Origin of the sequence: Nocardioides alkalitolerans DSM 16699, from assembly GCF_000426525.1 — a bacterium.
GTDB classification, from domain to species: Bacteria; Actinomycetota; Actinomycetes; order Propionibacteriales; family Nocardioidaceae; genus Nocardioides; species Nocardioides alkalitolerans.
The window spans coordinates 386344-405841 of record NZ_KE384533.1; the positions used below are offsets into that span (position 1 = coordinate 386344).

The window sequence follows — 19498 nt, forward strand, 5'->3', positions numbered from 1 at the left end:
GACCCCTCAATCCACCCGGGTCCTCCCCTGGTCGACGCAGGTCAGCGCAGGGTCACCAGCACCTGCCCGTCGGCGCTCCCCTGCTCCTCGTAGTCGCGGACCTCGACGGTGTAGGTGCGGCCCGCCTCGGCCTCGAACTCGCAGGCCTCGTCGCCCATCCCGGGGCCGTCCTCGGTGTAGATGTTGTAGTCGGAGTAGCAGGCCTCCTCGCCCGCGTCGTCGAGCACGGTGAGCTCGATGTCGAGGTCGGCGTACGCGTTGGCCGCCTCGACGACGACCACGCCGGCCGCCGTCACCGTCAGGTCGGCGGACTCCTCGACGTCGGTGAGGTCGAACGACCGCTCCGTCGCGCCGTCGGCGAAGGTCGGGCCGGCGAGCCCGTAGGCCTCCGGCTCGAGCTCGGGCTCGTAGCCGTAGGACCCGTCGAGCTCCTCGTCCGAGTACTCCTCGAGCGTCACGACCGTGCCGGGCTCGGTGGCGATGACGAGGGTGCGGCACTCGTCGCCCTGGTAGCAGTACGACGACACGCCGCGCTCGCCCGTCGAGAGGAAGCTCGTGTCGGTCTGGACGGCGCCCACCACCTCGGCGACCCCGTGGTCGCCGTACTGGAGCGGCACCTCCTCGCCGAGCGCGATCTGGGGCACCTCGTCCACGACCACCTCCACCTCGACCTCGGCCGGGCCGGAGAGGAAGTCGTCGCCCGAGAGCGTGACGAGCTGGGTGCCGGACGTCGTGGCGATCCGGGCGGTCAGGGACGGCGAGGTCAGCTCCGTCCACGCCGTCGAGACCTCCGAGCCGTCGAACGTCGGGTCTCCCTCCGCGTCCGCGAACATGACGTGGACCTCGTCGTCGTGCCGGACCATCACGGCCTGGCCCGCCTCGGCCTCGACCGCGAGGGTCGCCGAGCCGAGCGCGTCGAGGGTCACCGTGGTCGGGACGCCGGCCTCGACGGCCTGCGGCTCGGCTCCCTCGCCGAGGTCGAGAAGGCTGAGCAGCACGTCCTCCGGCACGTTCTCGGCCGCGGTCTCGAGGTAGGAGAACAGGGTGGCGACGGGGTCGACCTGGTAGCCGCCGTCGACCTCGCGGACCGTGACGGTGAACCCGTCGATGCCGGTCAGCTCGGTGAGGCGCTCGGGCAGGCACGACTCGTCGCCGTCGAACGCCACGCAGGGGCCCTCGACGGTCATCGTGCTCGTCTCCGCGTCGGTGTACTCGTCCGTGTAGGAGGCCTCGACGGTCGCGGCGTCGACGGCCAGCGTCAGCAGGTCGCCGTCGCGGGAGACCTCGGAGGTCGCGATGTCGGTCACCTCGAGCTCGACGTCGACGCCCTCCGCGTCGAGGGAGTCCTGGATCGCACCGGCGTACGGGTAGAGCCCGCCGACCTGGCTGAGCGGCAGGGCGTCGAGGACGGTCGGGACGTCCTCGCTGGAGACGGCCTCGAGGAGCGACGCGATCGCGCCCTCGGGGGTCGGGGCGGTGGTGCGGTCACCCGTGACGGCGGCGCTGAGGGCCTCGAAGTCGGGCTCCGGACCGTCGGCCATCGCGTTCACCACGTCGGCGACCGTGCCGATCATGCTGACGTGCCAGCCACCGTCCTCCTGGACGACGATGAAGGCCGGGTCGGGCATGTCGAACCCGAAGTCGTCCTCGAGATACTCGGAGTACCGGTCGACCTCTCCGTCCGGTCCCACCGCGCTCCACCCGTACTCGGACTCGTCGAGCTCGCTGGAGAACGCCTCGCTCTCGTAGACGCCGGTGAACGAACCCTCGTCCATCCCTCCGAAAGCGGCCATCGACGCCAGGCCCGGCAGGACCTCCCACGCCTCGGCCAGGTCGGCCTCGATCTCCCCGTCGGCGTCGGACGTGCCCGTGAACACGGCCTGGTCGACGGTCACCCGGTAGGCGTGGTCGGAGAGCCGCTCGGCGGAGAGCTCGACGTCACCGAGCTCGATGGCCAGGCCCTCGGCGACCGCGTCGGCCGGGTCGGCGCCGACTGCCTCGAGCCGCTCGGTCAGCGCGGTCTCGAACGCCTGGACCCCGGCGGTCTCGCCCGGGCTCACCGCGCCGAGCACGGCCACGCCGTCCTGGTCGGCCACGCCCTGCAGGAGGTCCTCGACGGCCTGCTCCGGCGACGTCGCGCCGGACGCGGCCGCGAACGCGACCCGCCACACCACGACGGCCAGCAGCGCCACCGCGAGCACGGAGAGCGCGGCGAAGATCCAGCCGCGCGATCCTCCCGAACGCCCCGACGCACCGGGCGGCAACGGCGGGAGCGACCCGCCCAGCACCTCGACCTGGCTCATGACAGTTCCTTCCCACGCCGCGAGACCACCTCGACGACGACAGCGGCGAGGGCGACGGACGCCCCCAGAGCGGTGACCCAGGCGCCGGCACCGAACCGGCTCGGGTCGAGGTGCACGAGGTCGGCCAGCAGGACGACGGCCACCGCGACGGCGACCAGTCCCGCGGCCGCACGCACGCGCCGTACGACGAGGTGCCGCGCCGGCGCAGCCACCAGCAGCCCGGCGCCGAGCACCGGCAGCACGAGCAGCGACCACGCCGACAGCGGGCTCACCGAGGTGAGCGAGCCGGCGCGCACGAGCGCGACGACGTCGACGGGGCTGGTGCTCGACAACGACCCGCGGGACGTCCACACGAGGAGCACCTGGACCACGAGGGCGAGGCCGGCGACGACCCACAGGACGGGCACGACGAGGCCGCGGTGGGCACCGCTCACGACGACCTCCCCCGGGGTCCCGACAACCCGCGGTCGCACGACCCCGGCGCCGCAGCGTAAGGACTCGCGGACGCGCGCGGAGGCGACTTGAGGAGTTGTTGAGCCAGTGGTCCAGCCGGGAGACGCCCGGATACCCGGAAATGGGTACGTCGCCCGCCACCCCACGCGGGGGTGACGGACGACGTGGTGGAGCGGGAGGTGCCGGGGCGGTCAGGCCGCGGCGGTCGCCTGCTTCTCGGCCTTGGCGCGCTCGATGCGACGGGCCTGCTGCTCGAGGCGCAGCTGGGCGACGCGACGGGTCTTCTTGTCGCCGGTGGTCATCGCGTAGAGCATCTTCATCTGCTGCGGCAGGTTCTTCGCGGTGGTGGTCGCGAGGAAGCCGTTGGGCAGCGAGAGACGCACGACCTTGTGCCAGGCCGAGTAGACCTGGGCCGGCAGCGGGGCCTCGTGGTAGTTGAGGTCGTACTTGTCGAAGAGGGCCTTCACCTTCGGGGCCACCTCGGCGTACCGGTTGCTCGGCAGGTCGGGGAAGAGGTGGTGCTCGATCTGGTGGCTCAGGTTGCCGGTCATGAGGTGCATGGCCTTCGAGCCCGAGATGTTGGCGGAGCCGAGCATCTGGCGCACGTACCACTCGCCGCGGGTCTCGTTGTCGGGGATCGCCTTCTTCTCGAAGGTCTCGACGCCCTCGGGGAAGTGGCCGCACATGATCACCGAGTGGCTCCACAGGTTGCGCACCAGGTTGGCCGTGAAGTTGGCCGCCAGGGTGGGCAGGAAGGAGCCGGTCGGGATCGACAGCGCCGGGTGGACGACGTAGTCCTTCGTGGCCTGCTGGCGGATCTTGCGCAGCGTGTTCTTCGCGCGGCGCTTGAACTCCTCGCTGCGCTTCTCCTTCGGCATCGAGAGGTTCTTGCCGAGCTCGAGGTCGTAGGCGGCGATGCCGTACTCGAAGAAGCAGGCGTTGATGAAGTTCCACACCGGCTGCGCGAGGTACATCGGGATCCAGCGCTGGTCCTCGTCGACGCGCATGATGCCGTAGCCGAGGTCGTTGTCCTTGCCCACGATGTTCGTGTACGTGTGGTGGATCTCGTTGTGCGAGTGCTTCCAGCCCTCGGCGGTCGACGCGTTGTCCCACTCCCAGGTGGTCGAGTGGATCTTCGGGTCGCGCATCCAGTCCCACTGGCCGTGCATGACGTTGTGGCCGATCTCCATGTTCTCGAGGATCTTCGCCACGGCGAGGCCCGCCGTACCCAGGAGCCACGCGGGCGGCAGGGCGCTGAAGAGGAGGACGGCACGGCTGCCGAGCTCGAGCTTGCGCTGCGTGTCGATCACCCGGCGGATGTACTTCGCGTCGCTCTCGCCGCGGTCGTCGATGACGCTCTGGCGGATGGCGTCGAGCTCGACGCCGATCTGCTCGATGTCCTCGGGCGTGAGGTGAGCGGTCGGGTTGACGTCCTGCTTGGTGATGACGGTCATGGGGTCCTCCGTGATCGCGGTGATCGGGTGGGTGTGGCGTGGGGGTGGGGCGGGCTTCAGTAGCCGATGTGGCAGGGGCCGGCAGCCGCGGTGATGCAGGTCTGGATGGGGACGCCCTCGGGAGCGGTCTCGCCGGGGACGGCCGTGGTGATCTCGCCGTTGCGCAGGTCGCGGACCGACCCCTCGCGCAGGGGGACGACGCAGCCGAAGCAGACGCCCATGCGGCAGCCGCTCGGCATGAGGACGCCCGCGCTCTCGCCGGCGTCGAGGAGCGTGGTGGCGCCGTCGGCGGTGACGCTGGCGCCCGAGGTGAAGGACACCTCGCCGCCGTCGCCGACCGCGACGAGCGCGGGCCGGAACTGCTCGGTGAAGAGGTCGAGACCGGCCTCGGCGTGGTGGGCGTCGAGGGCGTCGAGGAGGCCGCCGGGCCCGCAGGCGTACGTCGTGCGCTCGGCCAGGTCGGGCACCAGGGTGGCCAGCTCGGCCACGTCGAGGAGGCCGTGCTGGTCGTCGTACCGCGCCACGAGGCGGATCGAGCCGCTCGCGTCGAGCGCCTCGAGGTCGCGCAGGAAGATCGAGTCGGGGCGGGTCGGCGCCACGTGGACGACCGTGATGTCGAGGCCGCGGCTGCGGTCGAGGTGCACGACGCCCTCGTCGGCGACCGGGAAGAGGTTGCGCAGCATCCCGATGACGGGCGTGACGCCGGAGCCGGCGGTCACGAAGAGCAGCTTGGTGCCGGCCGGGTCGCTCGTGAGGGTCTCGGGGAGCACGAACTCGCCGGTGGCCTGCTCGAGGTGGACGACCGAGCCCACCGGGCAGCTGTGCACGAGGTGGTTGCTGACCTTGCCGCCCGGCACCGCCTTGACCGTGATCGAGATGAGGCCGTCGGCGCGGGGGCCGTGGGTGAGCGAGTAGGCGCGCCACTGGCGGACGCCGTCGACGTCGATGCCGATGCGCAGGTACTGGCCCGGCACGTGGCCCGCCCAGTCGGAGCCCGGCTTGAGCACGATGGTGGCCGCGTCCTTCGTCTCCGGCACCAGCTCGACGATCCGGCCGCGCAGCGGCGCGCCGGAGCGGAGCGGGTGGAAGAGGTCGAGGTAGTCGGCCGGCATGAGCGGCGTGACCGCGGCGTTCGCCACCTTCTCGAGGCGCGTGCGCACCTCCGACCACGTCGTACGACGTCGGCCGGCGCTCTGCAGCAGGGGGGAGAACGAGCTCATGTGTTCATGATGCTGCCGTCGGGGCGTAAAGTCGTCACGCCCAGCGGGTGAATCACCCCTGGTTCTTTGTTCCCCAGGGACAAAGAACGACTCAGAAAGAGGCGTCGCATGGCCGAACCGTCCGAGCCGACCGGGCGTCCCGCCGGCATGGCGGCCATCCCCGAGTCGGTCGTGGCGCCGCTGCGGGCCGCACTGCCCGGCGTGGCGGAGCGGACCGTCGACGCCGTCATCGCCGAGGTACCCAGCTACGCCGGCGCGCTCACCGGCCCGATGGGGTCCACCATCCGCAAGGCCGTGCAGCTCGCGCTGGGCGGGTTCGTGTCGCTCGTCTCCGGGCGCAGCGCCGATCCCCGCACCCCCACGGCCGTCTCCGTGCGGGGCGCCTACGACCTCGGGCGCGGCGAGGCCCGCAGCGGGCGCTCCATGGAGGCGCTGCTGGCGGCGTACCGGATCGGCGCGCGCGTCTCGTGGCGCGAGCTCTCCCACACGGCGGTCGAGGCCGGTGTCGAGGCGGCGACCCTGGCCGACTTCGCCGAGCTGGTCTTCGCCTACATCGACGAGCTCTCGGCGGCGAGCGCCACGGGGCACTCCGACGAGCTGGCGGCGAGCGGTCGCGTGCGGCGTCGCCGGCTCGAGCGGATCGCCCACCTGCTGCTCGAGGGCGCCTCCGCCGACGCGCTCCACGCGGCCGTCGAGGGCGTGGACTGGGAGCCGCCCACGACCCTGACGGCGGTGGTGGTGCCGAGCGAGCAGGTACGGCGCGTGCTCACCGCCGTCGACCCCGCGACCCTCCAGCCGACCGAGGACCTGCCCGAGCTCGGCGACGGCGAGCGCGTGCTGCTGCTCGTGCCGGACGCCCACGAGGCGCGCCGGGCGGCGCTGCTGCGGGGCCTCGAGGCCCGGGACGCCGTCGTCGGTCCGCCCGTGCCGTGGCTGGAGGTGCGCACCTCGTGGGACCACGTGGCCCGCGCGCTCACGCTCGTCGGCGGCCCGGTCGGCCTCGTCGACACCGACGAGCTGCTGCCCGAGCTCGTCGTGCACGCCGACCCGACCGCGCGGGCGGCGCTGCGGGCGCGGGCCCTCGCGCCCCTGGCCGACCTGCGGCCGTCGACCGCCGCGAAGCTCGAGGAGACCCTGCGCGCGTGGCTGCTGCACCAGGGCCGGCGCGAGGAGGTGGCGGCCGCGCTCTTCGTGCACCCCCAGACCGTGCGCTACCGCATGGGGCAGGTGCGGGAGCTCTACGGCGACGCTCTCCTCGACCCGCGGGTCGTGCTGGAGCTGACGGTCGCACTCGTGTGACGGGTCATCGGTCACACTGGCCCGCATGCGCACGCTCCCCCGCCGCCGACCGTCCGTGACCCGGTACGGCGCCCCCCTCGTCGCCCTGCTCCTCGCGGCGACCCTCGCCGGCTGCAGCGACGACGGCCCGACGCCCGGCCGCGCGGACGGCGGGTCGAGCTCGTCGCCCAGCAGCGACTCCGCGGACGCGGACGGGCCCGAGGTGCCCGTCGACGACTCCGACGACTTCGCCGACCAGGTGTACGTCGCGATGGGCGACTCCTACACGGCGGCGCCCGGGGTGGAGCCGGCAGACGCGGACTCGGGCGCCTGCAGCCGGTCCGACGTGAACTACCCGCACCTCGTGCAGGGCGCGTTCGGCGGCTCGCAGCTGCTGGACGTGTCGTGCTCGGGGGCGACGACCGCCGACCTCACGGCCTCGCAGACCTTCCGCGGCGAGACCTTCCCGCCCCAGATCGACGCCGTCACGGCCGACACCGACATCGTCACCGTGAGCACGGGCGGCAACGACTTCGGGGCCTTCGCCATCCTGGCGGGACAGTGCGACCCGACCGCCGCCGAGGCCACCGCCGACTGTCCGACCCTCGACCTCGACGCCGCCGCCGCGGGGCTCGCCGAGATCACGACCAACCTGGCCGCGACCATCGCCGAGATCCAGGCCCGCGCGCCCGAGGCCCGCGTGCTCGTCGTGGGCTACCCGCAGGTCGTGCCGGCCACCACGGAGGGCTGCGACGACCTGCCCGTCACGGGCGAGCAGATCGGCCTCGCGCGCCTGTTGAACCAAGAGCTGGCCAACGCCCAGCAGCGCGCGGCCGAGGCCGCCGGGGTCGAGTTCGTCGACACCTTCCCGGCGACGGAGGGCCACTCGCTCTGCTCCGACGACCCGTGGATCAACGGCGCGAACTTCGACGGCGCCGCGCCGTACCACCCCTTCGAGTCCGGGCAGCGCGCCGTCGCCGCCGCGGTCGTCGAGGTGCTGCAGGCGGGCTGAGCCCGTCGGCTGTCCGTCGTCACCCGACGGGGAAGGCTCAGCGACCGACCCGCGTCAGGTCGGTGGTCCCGTCCGGGTCGCGCCTGAAGCGCTGGCCGTGGGGGTCGGTCCACTCGTACGACGCCGGGCCCGCGCGGCGGTAGCGCCACCCCGCGTGGGTCTTGAGGCGGTGGTGGTGGCGGCAGAGGGGCGCGAGGTTGAGGGTGGAGGTCTGGCCGGGTGGCGCGCCATTCCGTGGACCCTCCGGGCCCGGCGGAGCCGCGGCTCGAGGGTCCCGCCACGGGTCGACATGGTCGAGGTCGCAGCCCCGCGCGGTCTTCGCGCAGTACGGGAAGACGCAGGTGGGGTGCACCGCGAGCACGTGCTCACGGACCCGGTCGGGGATCTCGTAGCGGTCGACCCCGACCGTCTCCCGGGTGTCGATGACGGGCCGCACGACGAGGTGGGTGTCCGTGCGACCGCACCAGTCGCGCACCTGCTCCGCCAGCACGGGCCGTCCGGCGCCGCTGCCGGCGACCTCGCGCCCCACGACCGACCGGTCCTCCAGCGCGGCAGCGTCCAGATGGAGGTGGAGCACCGTCTGCTTGCGCGGCGCCGGCAGCCGCACGCCCGCCGGGTCGACGCCACCCTCGGCCGCCGCGAGGAGGGCGGCCGCACGGGCGGGGTCGGCCAGCACACCGGCGGCGAGCGAGCGTCGTACGTCGAGCGTGGGCACCCAGTCGCCGGCGGCGCTCGACTGCGCGCCCAGCACGTGGGCGATGTCGGTGAGGGTGCGGTGCAGGTCGGTGAGGTCCTTCGCGTCCGCCACGATCGACATCGCCCCCACACCGGGCGAGCCGACGGTGCGCTCGTCGAGCACCACCCGCCGGGCGTCAAGAGCCTCGGCGTGCGCGAGCTCGGCGTCCTCGGGGTGCAGCCGCAGCAGCGCCTCCTCCACGAGACGGTCCAGGGTCACGGCACCGACCGTGGCCAGCACCGGCGCGACGCGGGCGTCGACGTCGGCCACCACGTCGTCGGGCTGCCCCGCGACCGCGGCGGCGATCCTCCGGGCGCGCCACGCGGGCGGGATCACTACGGGACGCGAGCGCTCACCGCTGAGGACGAGCCCGTGCTGCTCGAGGGCGGTCGTGAGCCGGGCCCAGCAGCGCGGGAGCCGGTGGCGCAGCACCAGCGCATCGCGCAGCAGCGCGTTGCCCGCGGTCGTGGTCATGCGGTTCGCCGCCGCGAACCCGGCCGGCGCGTCCCACGCCACGGCCGGGATGCGGTGCCACCGCCGGTCCTCGACGTCGTGCTCGTCGACCGACGGGACGGCCGCGTAGGCGTGCTCGCCGACCAGGCCGCCGGGATCCGGCGCCCCGCTGAGGTCGGGGTGCGCGTCGGCCCACGCGCACGCCAGGACCAGCAGCTCGACCTCGGCCGCGTCGGCAGTCGCGCGGCGTTCGCGGATGCTGGCCAGCAAGCCCGCGGCGAGCACACCGGCGACCGCTGCGGGCACCGTGGGACCCGTGGCGGTGGGGTGGGCGACTGCCGGACTCATGGAGCGATTCTATTCGCTCGTATGTTCGAACGCCAGGCCTCGTTCCCGACTTGTGGAGAGCCGGATGGGCGTCGATGGTCGTGCCCGCCGTTCATCGATGGATTGCTCAACGTGAACCAGCGGCTTGGGCGATCTGAAGCAGACGCTCGTAGTACGGGCGTGCGTCCACCGGGAACGCCTGGAGCGAGCGGCGCAGCTCCCCAGTCGTCTTCCGCAGTAATTGTCGGTCGGCTCCGCGAAGAGGGTCCTGCATGGCCCAGCCGTAGATGTCGGCGTCGACCATCACCGCGTCGACCTCGCCGTAGATGGCGCCCTTCTCAACCGAGCCCGGGAACGGCTCGGCCAGATGCGCCGCCAGCAGGTCAGCGAGCGCGCGCATCATGAACTGAAAGTAGGCGGTCCAGCTGCGCGATCAAAGAGGGCGGAGGCACTTCGCAGCAGGAGAACTGGCTGGTCGGCGCCTCACCTGACTCGCACGCCGGTGCCAGCTCCGTCTGCGTGCGGCGAGGGCTCAAGCCAAGCCCGTGCCGATCCGTCACGTCGATCGCCCGGGCCGTAGGCCCGCGGAGAACCGGCCACCGTCACAGCCCACGGCACGTCCGCAACCACTGTCCCACTCTCCCTCGCCTGATGACGCTCCGAGTCATCGCGCCGGGTGATCCTCTGCCGGAGCAGGTCAATCACGGGCGTCGAGCATGGTTGGGTTCAGTCATGACGGGAGCGCAGAAGACTCTGATCGCCTGCCAGGTGGTCTCCATCCCGCTCGGCGTGGCGCTGGCCGTCGGATCGGACAGCACGCTCGGTCGCGTCATGGGTGGCCTTCTTGCTGCGGCCAATCTCGTTGGTCTTGCGCTTCAAGTCTGGGAGCTCAGGAGACCCGCGGCCCCTCGAGGGACCCCCTAGGCCTTGCAACGAGGTCCGCCGGCGGCCCAGCTGCAACTCGACTACATGCGACCGCGATTCAGATCCGCAGAGCGCCTGCTACGAATGAGGCCCGGACGAGATCAGGCGGGCCCGCTGCCCGGCTCCAACGTTGCTGAGAACGCCGGGGCTCCGATCTGGCGCACCACGAACCGCCGGCACGCCCCTTGCCGCGCATCACGACGTCCGAGGCGGCAGCAGCCGCTGACCGGACAGCTCGAGCAGCAGCTCGAGGGTGGGGCCCGACGGCACCCAGAACTGCTCGTCGACGTAGAAGTCACGACACTCGCTCCACACGGTGACGGGGTCGCCCCAGGGGTCGCGCCCGGTGATCCGTACCTGGCTCCACGACGGGCAGGCGTAGCCGTCGGCACGCAGCGGCGCGTCGCGCAGGTTGGCCGCGAGGTCCGCGAGCACGACCTCGGTGTGCTCGGGCGTGAGGGGCACCGACTCGAACGACATCCCCTCGGCTGTCACGTCGGTCGTCGCCCAGCAGAGCGTGGCCGACGTCAACCGCGACGGGTCGGACCAGGGCATGACGGCTCTGCCCGCGTCGAGTGCCTCGCACGGCACGGGGGTGTCCGACACGGCGGTGGGCGACGTCGCTCCGCGCCGCTGGACCGCCAGGCGGTCGATGAACTGGTCAACGACGACGGTGGCGACGCCCTCGGCCTCGACGTCCCCGAGCGCGATGTCCTGGCAGCCGTCCTTGTCACCCGTGACGGACCGCACGCTGCCGTCGGGGTACTGCAACGCCATCGTCCACCGCGGGCCCTGGTCGTCGTTGCACGAACGGTCGTCGCCTCCGACCCGGCGAGCACCGTTCACCGTGGTGACGAGGTCGGACACACCCGTGGTCAACGCGTCGAGGGGAACGACGTCGTTCGGGACCGGTTCGAGACCGTAGGCGCACAACCGCGCCGCGATGACCCCCTCCGGCAGCAGCCCGTCGGGGAAGTCGTGAGCCGCGCTGCTGGCCTCGGCGCACGTGAAGTCCCCGGCAACGGCGTCCCCCTCGGCGATGACCTGGGGATCGGGACCGTCGAGCACCTGCCACCCGCCGTACCCGGCGGCCACCACCGCCAGCACACCCGCCGCGGCCACCGCCTTGCTGCGGACGTCGTGCCTCGTCGACCTCTCCACCGCTCCTCCCTCATCGGACCTGCCCGGCACGTCATGCGGACCGGGTGGTCATCACGTCGAGCCTGAGGGATCGAGCGGTGATCCGCCAGCGCCCCACCGGAGTGTCCCGGTGCGCGTGCCCTGGCCGCGGGTTTGCTGACCGATCGGGGGGGGGACCTGTTCCGCAGGGCGGCCCGGGGGTCGCGCGGCGCATCCGGGGGAGAGATCGATGGGCGGCAGGCACCAGACCGAGGCGTCCCGACGATGAGCGCCGGGTTCCACGTCGAGGTAGGACACCTCGCCGGTTTCGGAGCGATGACCGCGGTCCTGCACGAGCAGCTGCTGTCATGCTCCGCCCACGTCGACGAGGCGCGGCCCGGAGGCGGGTACGAGGGCCTGATGTCAGCACTCGTCAGCCCGATGGGCACCCTCTGCGACGGGATCACCAGCCGGGTCGGCTCGCGCGGTGAGCTCGTCGGCGGGCTGCGCGACACCCTCACCGTCACGGCCTGGGACTACAACGGCACCGACGCGTCGGTCTACACCGAGGTCACGTTCATCCCCGTGGCCGGCCCCGGAGTCTTCGAGACCGCCATCCTCGACTTCCCGGACGCCGTCGCGTACGACACCGGTACCGACCCTGCGCTGCCGGTTCCCGCACACGAGGAAGCCGACATCCAGGCGCTTCTCGACGAGGTGGGCGGCTCGATCAAGGTCGTCGACTGGGCCGTCCGCGAGGTCACGGGATGGAGCCCGGTCGAGACGATCGTGGACCCCTTGGCCGGCAACTGGACCGAGCTCACGCGCGCGGCCACCGTGCTCGAGCAGTTCGGCGCCGGGTCCGAGCAGGTGGCAGCCAACCTCACCGCCCCGCTGGCCCGTCTCTCCGAGCACTGGCAGGGCGGTGCGGCGACCGACTTCGAGAGCTACCTCATCCGGCTGGCGGCAGCGATCGAGATCGAGGGCCCGATCCACCGCCTCGTCGCCTACGTCCTGAAGGAGATCGCCGGTGAGTTCGAGGCAGTGGCGGAGTACATGGTGACGACCCTCAAGTCGGCCGTGGACAAGATCGCCACCAGCATCGCGACCGGCTGGGTCCCGTTCGTCGGGTGGTACAAGGTCTACGAGGCGGTCATGGCGGTCATCGAGATCCTCACCGAGGCCAAGAACCTCATCGACGAGCTCGACGCTCTCGTCGACCAGGTCGTGGCCGTGCTCGACGCGGCCCAGGACCCCGTGGGGTTCGTGCAGGACCAGGCTGCGGACGTGCTGGCGCCGTACCTGGGCGGTGCCGAGGTCGCCCAGGACCTCGCGCGGCTCGATCCCAGCGACCTCGAGGACGCCCCGGACGACCCCTACTCCGTGGGCACGGACCCGCACCGCGCCAGCTGACGGCGCGACTTCCCGATCCGCTGCAGCGGTCCGCGGTCGACCGTGGGTGAAACCCTCGTCTCGAACTCGTCGTGTGCACCCGCCCGAACCCCGCCGGAACCGGCGATTGCTGAGTAACGTGACCCGGACCGGCATTTCGGCCGCGTGGGACCTGACCGATCGCACCCCCTCATCACCTCGGGCCCTGCGCGACCTGTGGACGTGGTGCCACGTCATGCCACGCGACGGGCGAGAAGCTCCCGCTCCGACGCACGAAGGAGATCCGCCTTGTCCCGCACCGAGAACGACGACCCTGATCAGCTGGGCTCGCCCCACCGGCTGGCCGACCTCGAGGCATCCGGCCTGCTCGACCACAGCATCGCCGCCCTGGACGCGCTGACCCTCGTCGCCTGCAACGCCCTCGGGAGCGACATCACCGCCGCGGTCACCGCCGTCTCGGACCACGACCAGCTCGTGGTCAGCATCTCCGCTGCCGCCGAGTCGCTGCCCGCCGGAGCGACCACTCCCCTGTCGCACTCGATGTGCAAGAACGTCGTCGTCAACGGCGCGCCCCACATCGTCGACGACGCCTCGCTCGACGACAGCCACGCGCTCGCCTTCCGGGACCACGGCGTCGGCGCCTACGCCGGCTTCCCCCTGCGCGGATCCCAGGGGACCGTCCTCGGGGCGGTGTGCGCCACCACGCCGGGCCCTCGCCGGTGGAACGCGTTCGACCTCCAGATCCTGGGCTCGCTCGCCACCGCCGCCAGCTCCGTCGTGGCGATGCACACCGCCACCCACCGTGACCGTCTCGCGCGGATCAGCGGGGCCGTCCCCGCCGACCCCTTCGCACGCATCCAGCACGGGCTCCGCACCCCGCTGACCAGCCTGTTCGGGTTCCTCGACCTGATGCTCGACGGCACCGTCGGTGACTTCACCCCCGCACAGCTCGACGCCCTCCGCCGCTGCCACACCAACGCCGAACGCCTGCGGGAGGCGGTCGAGGCGCTCGGATAGACGTCGGCCCCACCGACTGGACCCCGAGCACGACCGACCCCGGCGACGTACGCCCTGTGGGGATCTCTCCCCACGCCTCGTCACGACCAGGTCACACCGGCTCCTAAAAGGTGCGCATGATCGTCGGGCGACTGTTACGTTCCGCCTCGTTTGCATCCGCCACGAGGGCGGGCCGAAAGAGGAGAGCACCTTGAAGAAGACCGCATTCGCGCGCGTCGCCACCGCCGGACTCGCGCTGACCGTCGCGGCCGTCCTGGGTGGTTGTGGCAGCGACGACGAGGCCCAGCGCGACGACACCAGCGGCGAGATCACCAGCAGCGGCGAGGCCGACGTCTTCACGCTGGAGGTCGGCGACTGCCTGCTCGACACCGACTCCGAGCAGCTCACCGACGTGCCCGCGGTGCCGTGCACCGAGGCCCACGACACCGAGGTCTTCCACTCGTTCGAGATGCCCGACGGCGACTGGCCCGGCGACGACGCCATCGACACGGCCGCGCAGGAGGAGTGCCTCCCCGCGTTCGAGGAGTTCGTCGGCCTCGCGTACGAGGAGTCCACGCTCGAGGTCGGCCCGATCACGCCGACCCAGGACGGCTGGGAGGAGCTGGACGACCACGAGGTCCTCTGCCTCGTCTACGACCCGGCCGGCCAGACCGAGGGCAGCCTCGCCGGCGCCGCCATCTGACCTGCACCACCCCGGACGCCGCTCCTCCACCTCGGAGGGGCGGCGTTCGTCGTACTCCGACCGTGCAGACCCGACAGCTCGACGCTCTCCAGCCGTGCAGAGCGGGCCGGAGCAGGTCAGAGCGGGAGCGCCGCCTCGTCGGGCGTCGACAGCGTCAGCACGGCGTCCTCGATCTCGGTCCGGCGCTCGAGCTCGGCCTCGAGGCGGCGCAGGCGTACGGCGAGGAGCGGCTCCGCCTCGTCGCCCACGAGGTCGACGGCGGCCACCACGAAGAGGCGCATCGGGCCGACGTACTCGATGTGCAGGTAGGTCACCTTCGCGACCTGCGGGTGGGTGAGCAGCACGCGGAGCACGGCGGAGCGCACCTCCTCCGGCACCTGCTTGCCGACGAGGTACTCCATGTTGCGGCGGATCAGGAACAGCGCCACGAACGCCAGCAGCACGCCGACCGCGACCGACCCGAGCGCGTCCCAGACCGGGTTGCCCGTGGCCTGGTGCAGGCCGATGCCCGTCGCGGCGAGCACGAGGCCGACCAGCGCGGAGGAGTCCTCGAGGAACACCGCGCGCAGGGTCGGGTCGGAGGTGCGGCTCACCAGCTGCAGCGGCCGCAGGTGGAAGCGGGCGGAGCGGTCGCGCACCTGGTTGAGCGCCTGGAGGAACGACGCGCCCTCGAGCACGAACGCGACCGCCAGCACGACGTACCCGACCGTGAAGTAGCCCGGCTCGTCACGCGCCTCGCCGCCCGCGATCGCGACGATCTCGGTGACGCCGTGCCAGATCGAGAGCACCGCGCCCGCGACGAACAGCCCGAACGCGGCGACGAGCGACCAGAGGTAGGTCGAACGCCCGTAGCCGCGGGGGTGCACCGCGTCCCGGGGCCGCGCGCCGCGCTTCTCCGCGACGAGCAGGGCCACCTCGTTGCCGGTGTCGGCCCAGGAGTGCGCCGCCTCCGCGACCATCGACGCCGAGCCCGTGAGGCCCGCCGCCACCGACTTCGCCACCGCCACGAGCGCGTTGGCCGCCAGGGCCACGAGCACGGTGACCAGCGAGGACGACGTGGACGCAGGCGTCTTCCCGGGCGCTGCTGCCGTGGGGTCCTGCGCCGGCGTGCTCACCCGAGCGTGATGCCGTCCCCGTGGGCGACGCGGCCGCCGACGTACGTCGCGGCCACCGGCATGTCGCGCAGCCAGGCGGCCTGCTCGGCGGCGGTCTCGCGGGCGGCGTACGGGTCGGCGTCGAGCAGCACGAGGTCGCCGGGGTGGCCCGGGGCCACGGTGCCCCAGCCGTCCGTCGAGGCCGTCAGCGCCTCGGCGACCGTGAGCGCCTGCTCGCCGTGCCAGGCCTCGCGCTCGTCGGCGCTGCGGTGCACCGCGGCCGCCATCGCGAGCCACGGGTCGAGCGGCGACACGGGCGCGTCGGAGCCCAGCACCAGGTCGACCCCGTCGTCGAGCATCCAGCGGTAGGCGAAGCAGCGCGAGGACCGCTCCTGCCAGATCTTCTCGGTCAGGTCGCGGTCGTCCAGCAGGTGCGCCGGCTGGACGCTCGCCCGGATGCCGAGCTCGGCCATGCGGCGCACGTCGGCCCGGTTCACCATCTGCGCGTGCTCGATGGAGCCCCGTGCACCCGTCGTCGCGTACGCCGACAGCGCGGCCGCCGCGGCCGCGTCGCCGATCGCGTGGGTGGCGACCTCGAGGCCGTGCGCGTGGGCCCGGGCGAGGAGGTCGCGCAGCTCGGCGCCCGACAGGTTCGGCTGGCCCGCCGGGTACTCGAGCCGGTGGCCGTCGGCGTACGGCTCGCAGCACCACGCCGTGCGGGTGTTGAGCGAGCCGTCCGAGATGATCTTCAGCGGCCCCATCGTGAGCCGGTCGTCGTGCGGGCCGGTGAGGTCGGCGACGCCCGGCAGCACCTGGCCGGTGCGCAGCCCGAGCCGCAGCACCTCGTCGAGGCCCTCGGCGTAGGTCGACATGCGGATCCGCAGCCGGTCGCAGCCGGCGCCCCAGCGCTCGAGCCAGTCGGAGGCCCCGCCGGAGAACTCGAAGTCGACCAGACCGACGACGCCCATCGCGGCCGCCGCGTCGAGGGTGCGGCGGTAGGCCTCCGGGGAGGTGCCGTCGTTGCCGACCAGGGTCGCGAGGCGCGGGTAGGCCGCGAACCACTCCGCCTCCCGGACGACCGAGTCGCGCACCGGCATCGCCAGGTGCAGCAGCGCGGTGGTGTTGAGCCACGCGTGGTGGCCGTCGCCCGAGATCAGCACGACCGGCACGTCGCCCGAGACGGCGTCGAGCTCGGAGACGGTGACGTCGCGCTCCCAGCCGCCGGAGCGGTGGCCCCAGCCGATGACGGGGTAGCCGGGGTACTCCTCGAGGCGCTCGGCGACGAGGCGCGTGGCGTCCTCGGGGGCCCGGGCCGCCGCGAGGTCGAGGCGCTGGGAGGCGAGGGTCCACTGGGCGAGGTGCACGTGCTGGTCCCACAGACCGGGGATCAGCCAGCGCCCCTCGGCGTCGACGACCTCGGCGTTCGTCGCCCCGCTGGGCACCGGCAGCTCGGGGGCCACCGCGGTGACCCGGCCGTCGGTGACGGCGATGTCGACGGGGCGCCCCGAGGGGCCTCCGACGACGCCCGGTCCGACGGGGACCAGACGCGCCTGGTGGATCAGCAGGTTGGCCATGAGCCGCACCCTAACCAGCCCGGGCCAGCCCGCCTGATCCGCGCGTGCATTAAGTTCGCCACTCGGGGGTATGGCTCCCGGTCGGCGCCTCGGACGCGACCGACGAACGACCGATGATCGACCGGCGGCCGCCCAGCGGCGCGACCACGAGGAGACGCATGGACCACGGCGAGATGGCGCTGCGGCCGCTGCAGCCGCGCGACCACGCCGCCGTCATGGACCTCAACGACCGCAACGAGGACGTGCTGGCGCCGATGGGCGAGGAGCGGCTCTTCTACCTGCTCTCGCTCGCCGACCGGACCGACGTGGTCGACGTCGCGGGCCACGTCGCCGGCTTCGTGATGACCTTCGTCCCGGGCGTCGACTACGACTCGGGCAACTACGCGTGGTTCAGCCGCCGCTTCGGCTCGGACTTCTACTACATCGACCGCGTCGTCATCGACGAGCGGTTCCGGCGCCGCGGTCTCGCCCGGCTGCTGTACGACGACCTCGACCGCGCCGCCGCGCCGTACGGCCGGCTGACGTGCGAGATCAGCGTCGACCCGCCCAACACCGAGTCGCTGGCCTTCCACACGGCCCGCGGCTTCGTGGAGGTCGGTCGGCGCGAGGACGGTCCGAAGACCGTCGTCATGCTGAGCAAGACGATCGACAGGGAAGACTGATGCCATCCTCGCTCCCGCCGCTGCCCGGCCAGCCCTCAGGCCAGCCCTCCGGCCAGCCCTACGGCCAGCCCTACGGCCAGTCATCAGGCCAGCCCTACGGCCAGCAGCCCTCCGGTCCCGCCGGGCCTCCGCCGTACGGCGGGCCGCCCCCGGGCAGCGGGTCGCCGACGGGCGGCGGGTCGCGCGGACCCCGGTCGCGCACGCTCGTCGCGCTCGTCGGCGCCCTGGTCGCAATCGTGCTGGTCACGGCGGTCGTCGTGGTCGTCGTCGTGATGAACCGGGACGACGACGGCGGGACGGACGAGGCCGGCGGTGACCGCTCGTCGGACGAGGCCGGGCTCCCCGACCCCGACGAGGACGAGGCCGGCTCCGGCCTCGAGGCGCTCGAGGTGGACGACGACGGTCGGCTGCCGGCCGTCGAGGTGCCCGACGAGTCCGAGCTCGAGGTCGCCCGCAGCACGCCGCGCGAGGACAGCGTCTACCCGGCCGTCGGCGACCCGGGCGTCGACGCCCTCCACTACGACGTCGACCTCACCTACCTGCCCGACGACGAGGTGCTCGAGGGCATAACGCGCCTCACCTTCCGGGCCACCACCGCCGCGGAGGGCTTCCGGCTCGACCTCGCGCCCAACCTCGAGGTCGAGGAGGTGTCGCTCGACGGCTCGTCGGTCGACGCCTTCCGCCACGAGGACAAGGACCTGATCGTCGACGTGCCCGTCGTGGCCGACCAGGTCTACGAGGTCACCGTGGCCTACGCCGGCCCCCCGGAGCCGGCCCAGGCGCCGACCACCCGCTCCGACTTCAGCGGCGTCGGCCTCACCGTCTCCGACGAGCCGGACCACGAGGGCTGGCTGTGGACCATGCAGGAGCCGTACGGCGCCTACACCTGGTATCCCGTCAACGACCAGCCGTCCGACAAGGCGCTCTACGACTTCACCGTCTATACGCAGCCGGAGTGGAAGGGCGTCGCGAACGGCGTGCTGGTCGCCGACCAGACGACCGAGCGCGACGGCACCGAGATGCGCGCCACCCGCTTCCACACCGACGCCCCGATGTCGTCGTACCTCACGACGCTGGCCGTGGGCGACTACGTGCTGACGGAGGGCGAGAGCGACTCCGGCGTGCCGCTGAGCTACTGGACGCCGGCCGGTGACGACGACTCCCTGGAGGCCCTCGAGGTCACCAACGAGGCCCTCACCTGGCTCGAGGCGAAGCTCGGCCCCTACCCGTTCTCCAGCCTCGGCTCGGTCGTCGTGCCGTCGGAGAGCGCGATGGAGACCCAGACGATGATCACCTACGGCAACACGGAGTACACGCTGTCGCCGTCGACGATCGTCCACGAGATCGCCCACCAGTGGTGGGGCAACAAGGTCTCCCCGAACGACTGGCGCGACGTGTGGATGAACGAGGGCATGGCGATGTACCTCCAGTTCCTCTGGGAGGCCGAGGAGGAGGGCGTCAGCCGCGGCGCGTACGTCGAGAGCTACCGCTACGAGGACCAGCTGCTCCGCGACGAGTCCGGGCCGCCCGCGGCGTACGACCCCACGATGTTCGCCGAGAGCAACGTCTACATCCCGCCCGCGCTCATGTGGAACGAGCTGCACGACCGCATCCGCGACCAGGCGTTCTGGCGCATCGCGCGCACGTGGCCGGCGCTCGAGGGCGAGGACGTCTACCGCAGCGTGGGCCGCGACGAGATCTACCCCTGGCTCTCGGAGATGGCCGGCGGCGACCTCACCGCGTTCCTCGACGCCTGGCTGCTCGGCACCACGACACCGCCCGAGTAGCCGCCCGGCGA

The 19498-nt window shown here is 72.5% G+C and carries 17 protein-coding genes; 7 read left to right on the forward strand and 10 right to left on the reverse strand.

Features of this window, described 5'->3' with window-relative positions; genetic code table 11:
• Window positions 1–41: 41 nt before the first annotated feature.
• The 4 genes from K329_RS0118685 to K329_RS0118700 all read right to left on the reverse strand — a co-directional run bounded on the left by K329_RS0118685 (window position 42) and on the right by K329_RS0118700 (window position 5430).
• On the reverse strand, window positions 42–2303 hold the full coding sequence (locus tag K329_RS0118685; RefSeq protein ID WP_028474234.1) for a hypothetical protein: 2262 nt from the start codon (window positions 2301–2303) through the stop codon (window positions 42–44).
• Window positions 2300–2737 carry a hypothetical protein gene (locus tag K329_RS0118690; RefSeq protein ID WP_028474235.1) on the reverse strand — a complete coding sequence of 146 codons (438 nt, stop codon included), beginning with the start codon at window positions 2735–2737 and terminating at the stop codon, window positions 2300–2302. The genes K329_RS0118685 and K329_RS0118690 overlap by 4 nt, the downstream gene beginning before the upstream one ends.
• Before the next feature lie 210 nt (window positions 2738–2947).
• Window positions 2948–4210 (reverse strand): fatty acid desaturase family protein, encoded by a 1263-nt coding sequence (locus tag K329_RS0118695; protein ID WP_028474236.1) that lies wholly within the window; start codon window positions 4208–4210, stop codon window positions 2948–2950.
• Between the two features lie 56 nt (window positions 4211–4266).
• Window positions 4267–5430: a ferredoxin reductase gene (locus tag K329_RS0118700; protein ID WP_028474237.1), complete on the reverse strand. Its 1164-nt coding sequence runs from the start codon at window positions 5428–5430 to the stop codon at window positions 4267–4269.
• Between the two features lie 108 nt (window positions 5431–5538).
• On the opposite strand from K329_RS0118700, the gene K329_RS27970 reads away from it, so the two are divergent.
• Together K329_RS27970 and K329_RS27975 are read left to right on the forward strand one after the other, a co-directional pair.
• A complete protein-coding gene (locus K329_RS27970) occupies window positions 5539–6729 on the forward strand; it encodes a helix-turn-helix domain-containing protein (protein ID WP_052337105.1) in 1191 nt (396 codons plus the stop codon).
• Window positions 6730–6754: 25 nt separating this feature from the next.
• Window positions 6755–7720 (forward strand): SGNH/GDSL hydrolase family protein, encoded by a 966-nt coding sequence (locus K329_RS27975; protein WP_052337106.1) that lies wholly within the window; start codon window positions 6755–6757, stop codon window positions 7718–7720.
• Window positions 7721–7757: 37 nt separating this feature from the next.
• Here the strand turns inward: K329_RS27975 and K329_RS0118715 are convergent, their stop codons facing one another.
• The 4 genes from K329_RS0118715 to K329_RS0118725 form a co-directional block, all read right to left on the reverse strand.
• Entirely contained in the window at window positions 7758–9257 is a 1500-nt protein-coding gene (locus K329_RS0118715; RefSeq protein WP_028474238.1) for an HNH endonuclease signature motif containing protein, read from the reverse strand.
• A 106-nt stretch (window positions 9258–9363) separates the two neighbouring features.
• Window positions 9364–9639 carry a hypothetical protein gene (locus K329_RS0118720; RefSeq protein ID WP_028474239.1) on the reverse strand — a complete coding sequence of 92 codons (276 nt, stop codon included), beginning with the start codon at window positions 9637–9639 and terminating at the stop codon, window positions 9364–9366.
• A 323-nt stretch (window positions 9640–9962) separates the two neighbouring features.
• On the reverse strand, window positions 9963–10115 hold the full coding sequence (locus tag K329_RS31060) for a hypothetical protein (RefSeq protein ID WP_157571822.1): 153 nt from the start codon (window positions 10113–10115) through the stop codon (window positions 9963–9965).
• A 240-nt stretch (window positions 10116–10355) separates the two neighbouring features.
• Window positions 10356–11321 carry a hypothetical protein gene (locus tag K329_RS0118725; protein WP_028474240.1) on the reverse strand — a complete coding sequence of 322 codons (966 nt, stop codon included), beginning with the start codon at window positions 11319–11321 and terminating at the stop codon, window positions 10356–10358.
• 243 nt (window positions 11322–11564) lie between these two features.
• Between K329_RS0118725 and K329_RS0118730 the strand changes: the two genes are divergently transcribed.
• From K329_RS0118730 to K329_RS31325, 3 genes are all read left to right on the forward strand, one after another.
• On the forward strand, window positions 11565–12692 hold the full coding sequence (locus tag K329_RS0118730; protein WP_157571823.1) for a hypothetical protein: 1128 nt from the start codon (window positions 11565–11567) through the stop codon (window positions 12690–12692).
• Window positions 12693–12959: 267 nt separating this feature from the next.
• The gene (locus K329_RS0118735; RefSeq protein ID WP_028474242.1) at window positions 12960–13688 is read left to right on the forward strand and encodes a GAF domain-containing protein; all 729 of its coding nucleotides are present in this window, start codon (window positions 12960–12962) and stop codon (window positions 13686–13688) included.
• A 190-nt stretch (window positions 13689–13878) separates the two neighbouring features.
• Window positions 13879–14370 (forward strand): septum formation family protein, encoded by a 492-nt coding sequence (locus tag K329_RS31325; RefSeq protein WP_052337107.1) that lies wholly within the window; start codon window positions 13879–13881, stop codon window positions 14368–14370.
• Between the two features lie 116 nt (window positions 14371–14486).
• Here the strand turns inward: K329_RS31325 and K329_RS0118745 are convergent, their stop codons facing one another.
• Together K329_RS0118745 and K329_RS0118750 are read right to left on the reverse strand one after the other, a co-directional pair.
• The gene (locus K329_RS0118745) at window positions 14487–15485 is read right to left on the reverse strand and encodes a cation diffusion facilitator family transporter (protein ID WP_245596605.1); all 999 of its coding nucleotides are present in this window, start codon (window positions 15483–15485) and stop codon (window positions 14487–14489) included.
• On the reverse strand, window positions 15482–17038 hold the full coding sequence (locus K329_RS0118750; protein ID WP_028474245.1) for an amidohydrolase: 1557 nt from the start codon (window positions 17036–17038) through the stop codon (window positions 15482–15484). Before K329_RS0118750 ends, K329_RS0118745 begins: the two co-directional genes overlap by 4 nt.
• Window positions 17039–17196: 158 nt before the next feature.
• Between K329_RS0118750 and K329_RS0118755 the strand changes: the two genes are divergently transcribed.
• Window positions 17197–17700: a GNAT family N-acetyltransferase gene (locus K329_RS0118755; protein WP_043644213.1), complete on the forward strand. Its 504-nt coding sequence runs from the start codon at window positions 17197–17199 to the stop codon at window positions 17698–17700.
• Window positions 17700–19487, forward strand: a complete 1788-nt coding sequence (locus K329_RS27985; RefSeq protein WP_052337108.1) for a M1 family aminopeptidase — start codon at window positions 17700–17702, stop codon at window positions 19485–19487. The genes K329_RS0118755 and K329_RS27985 overlap by 1 nt, the downstream gene beginning before the upstream one ends.
• Window positions 19488–19498: the final 11 nt, after the last annotated feature.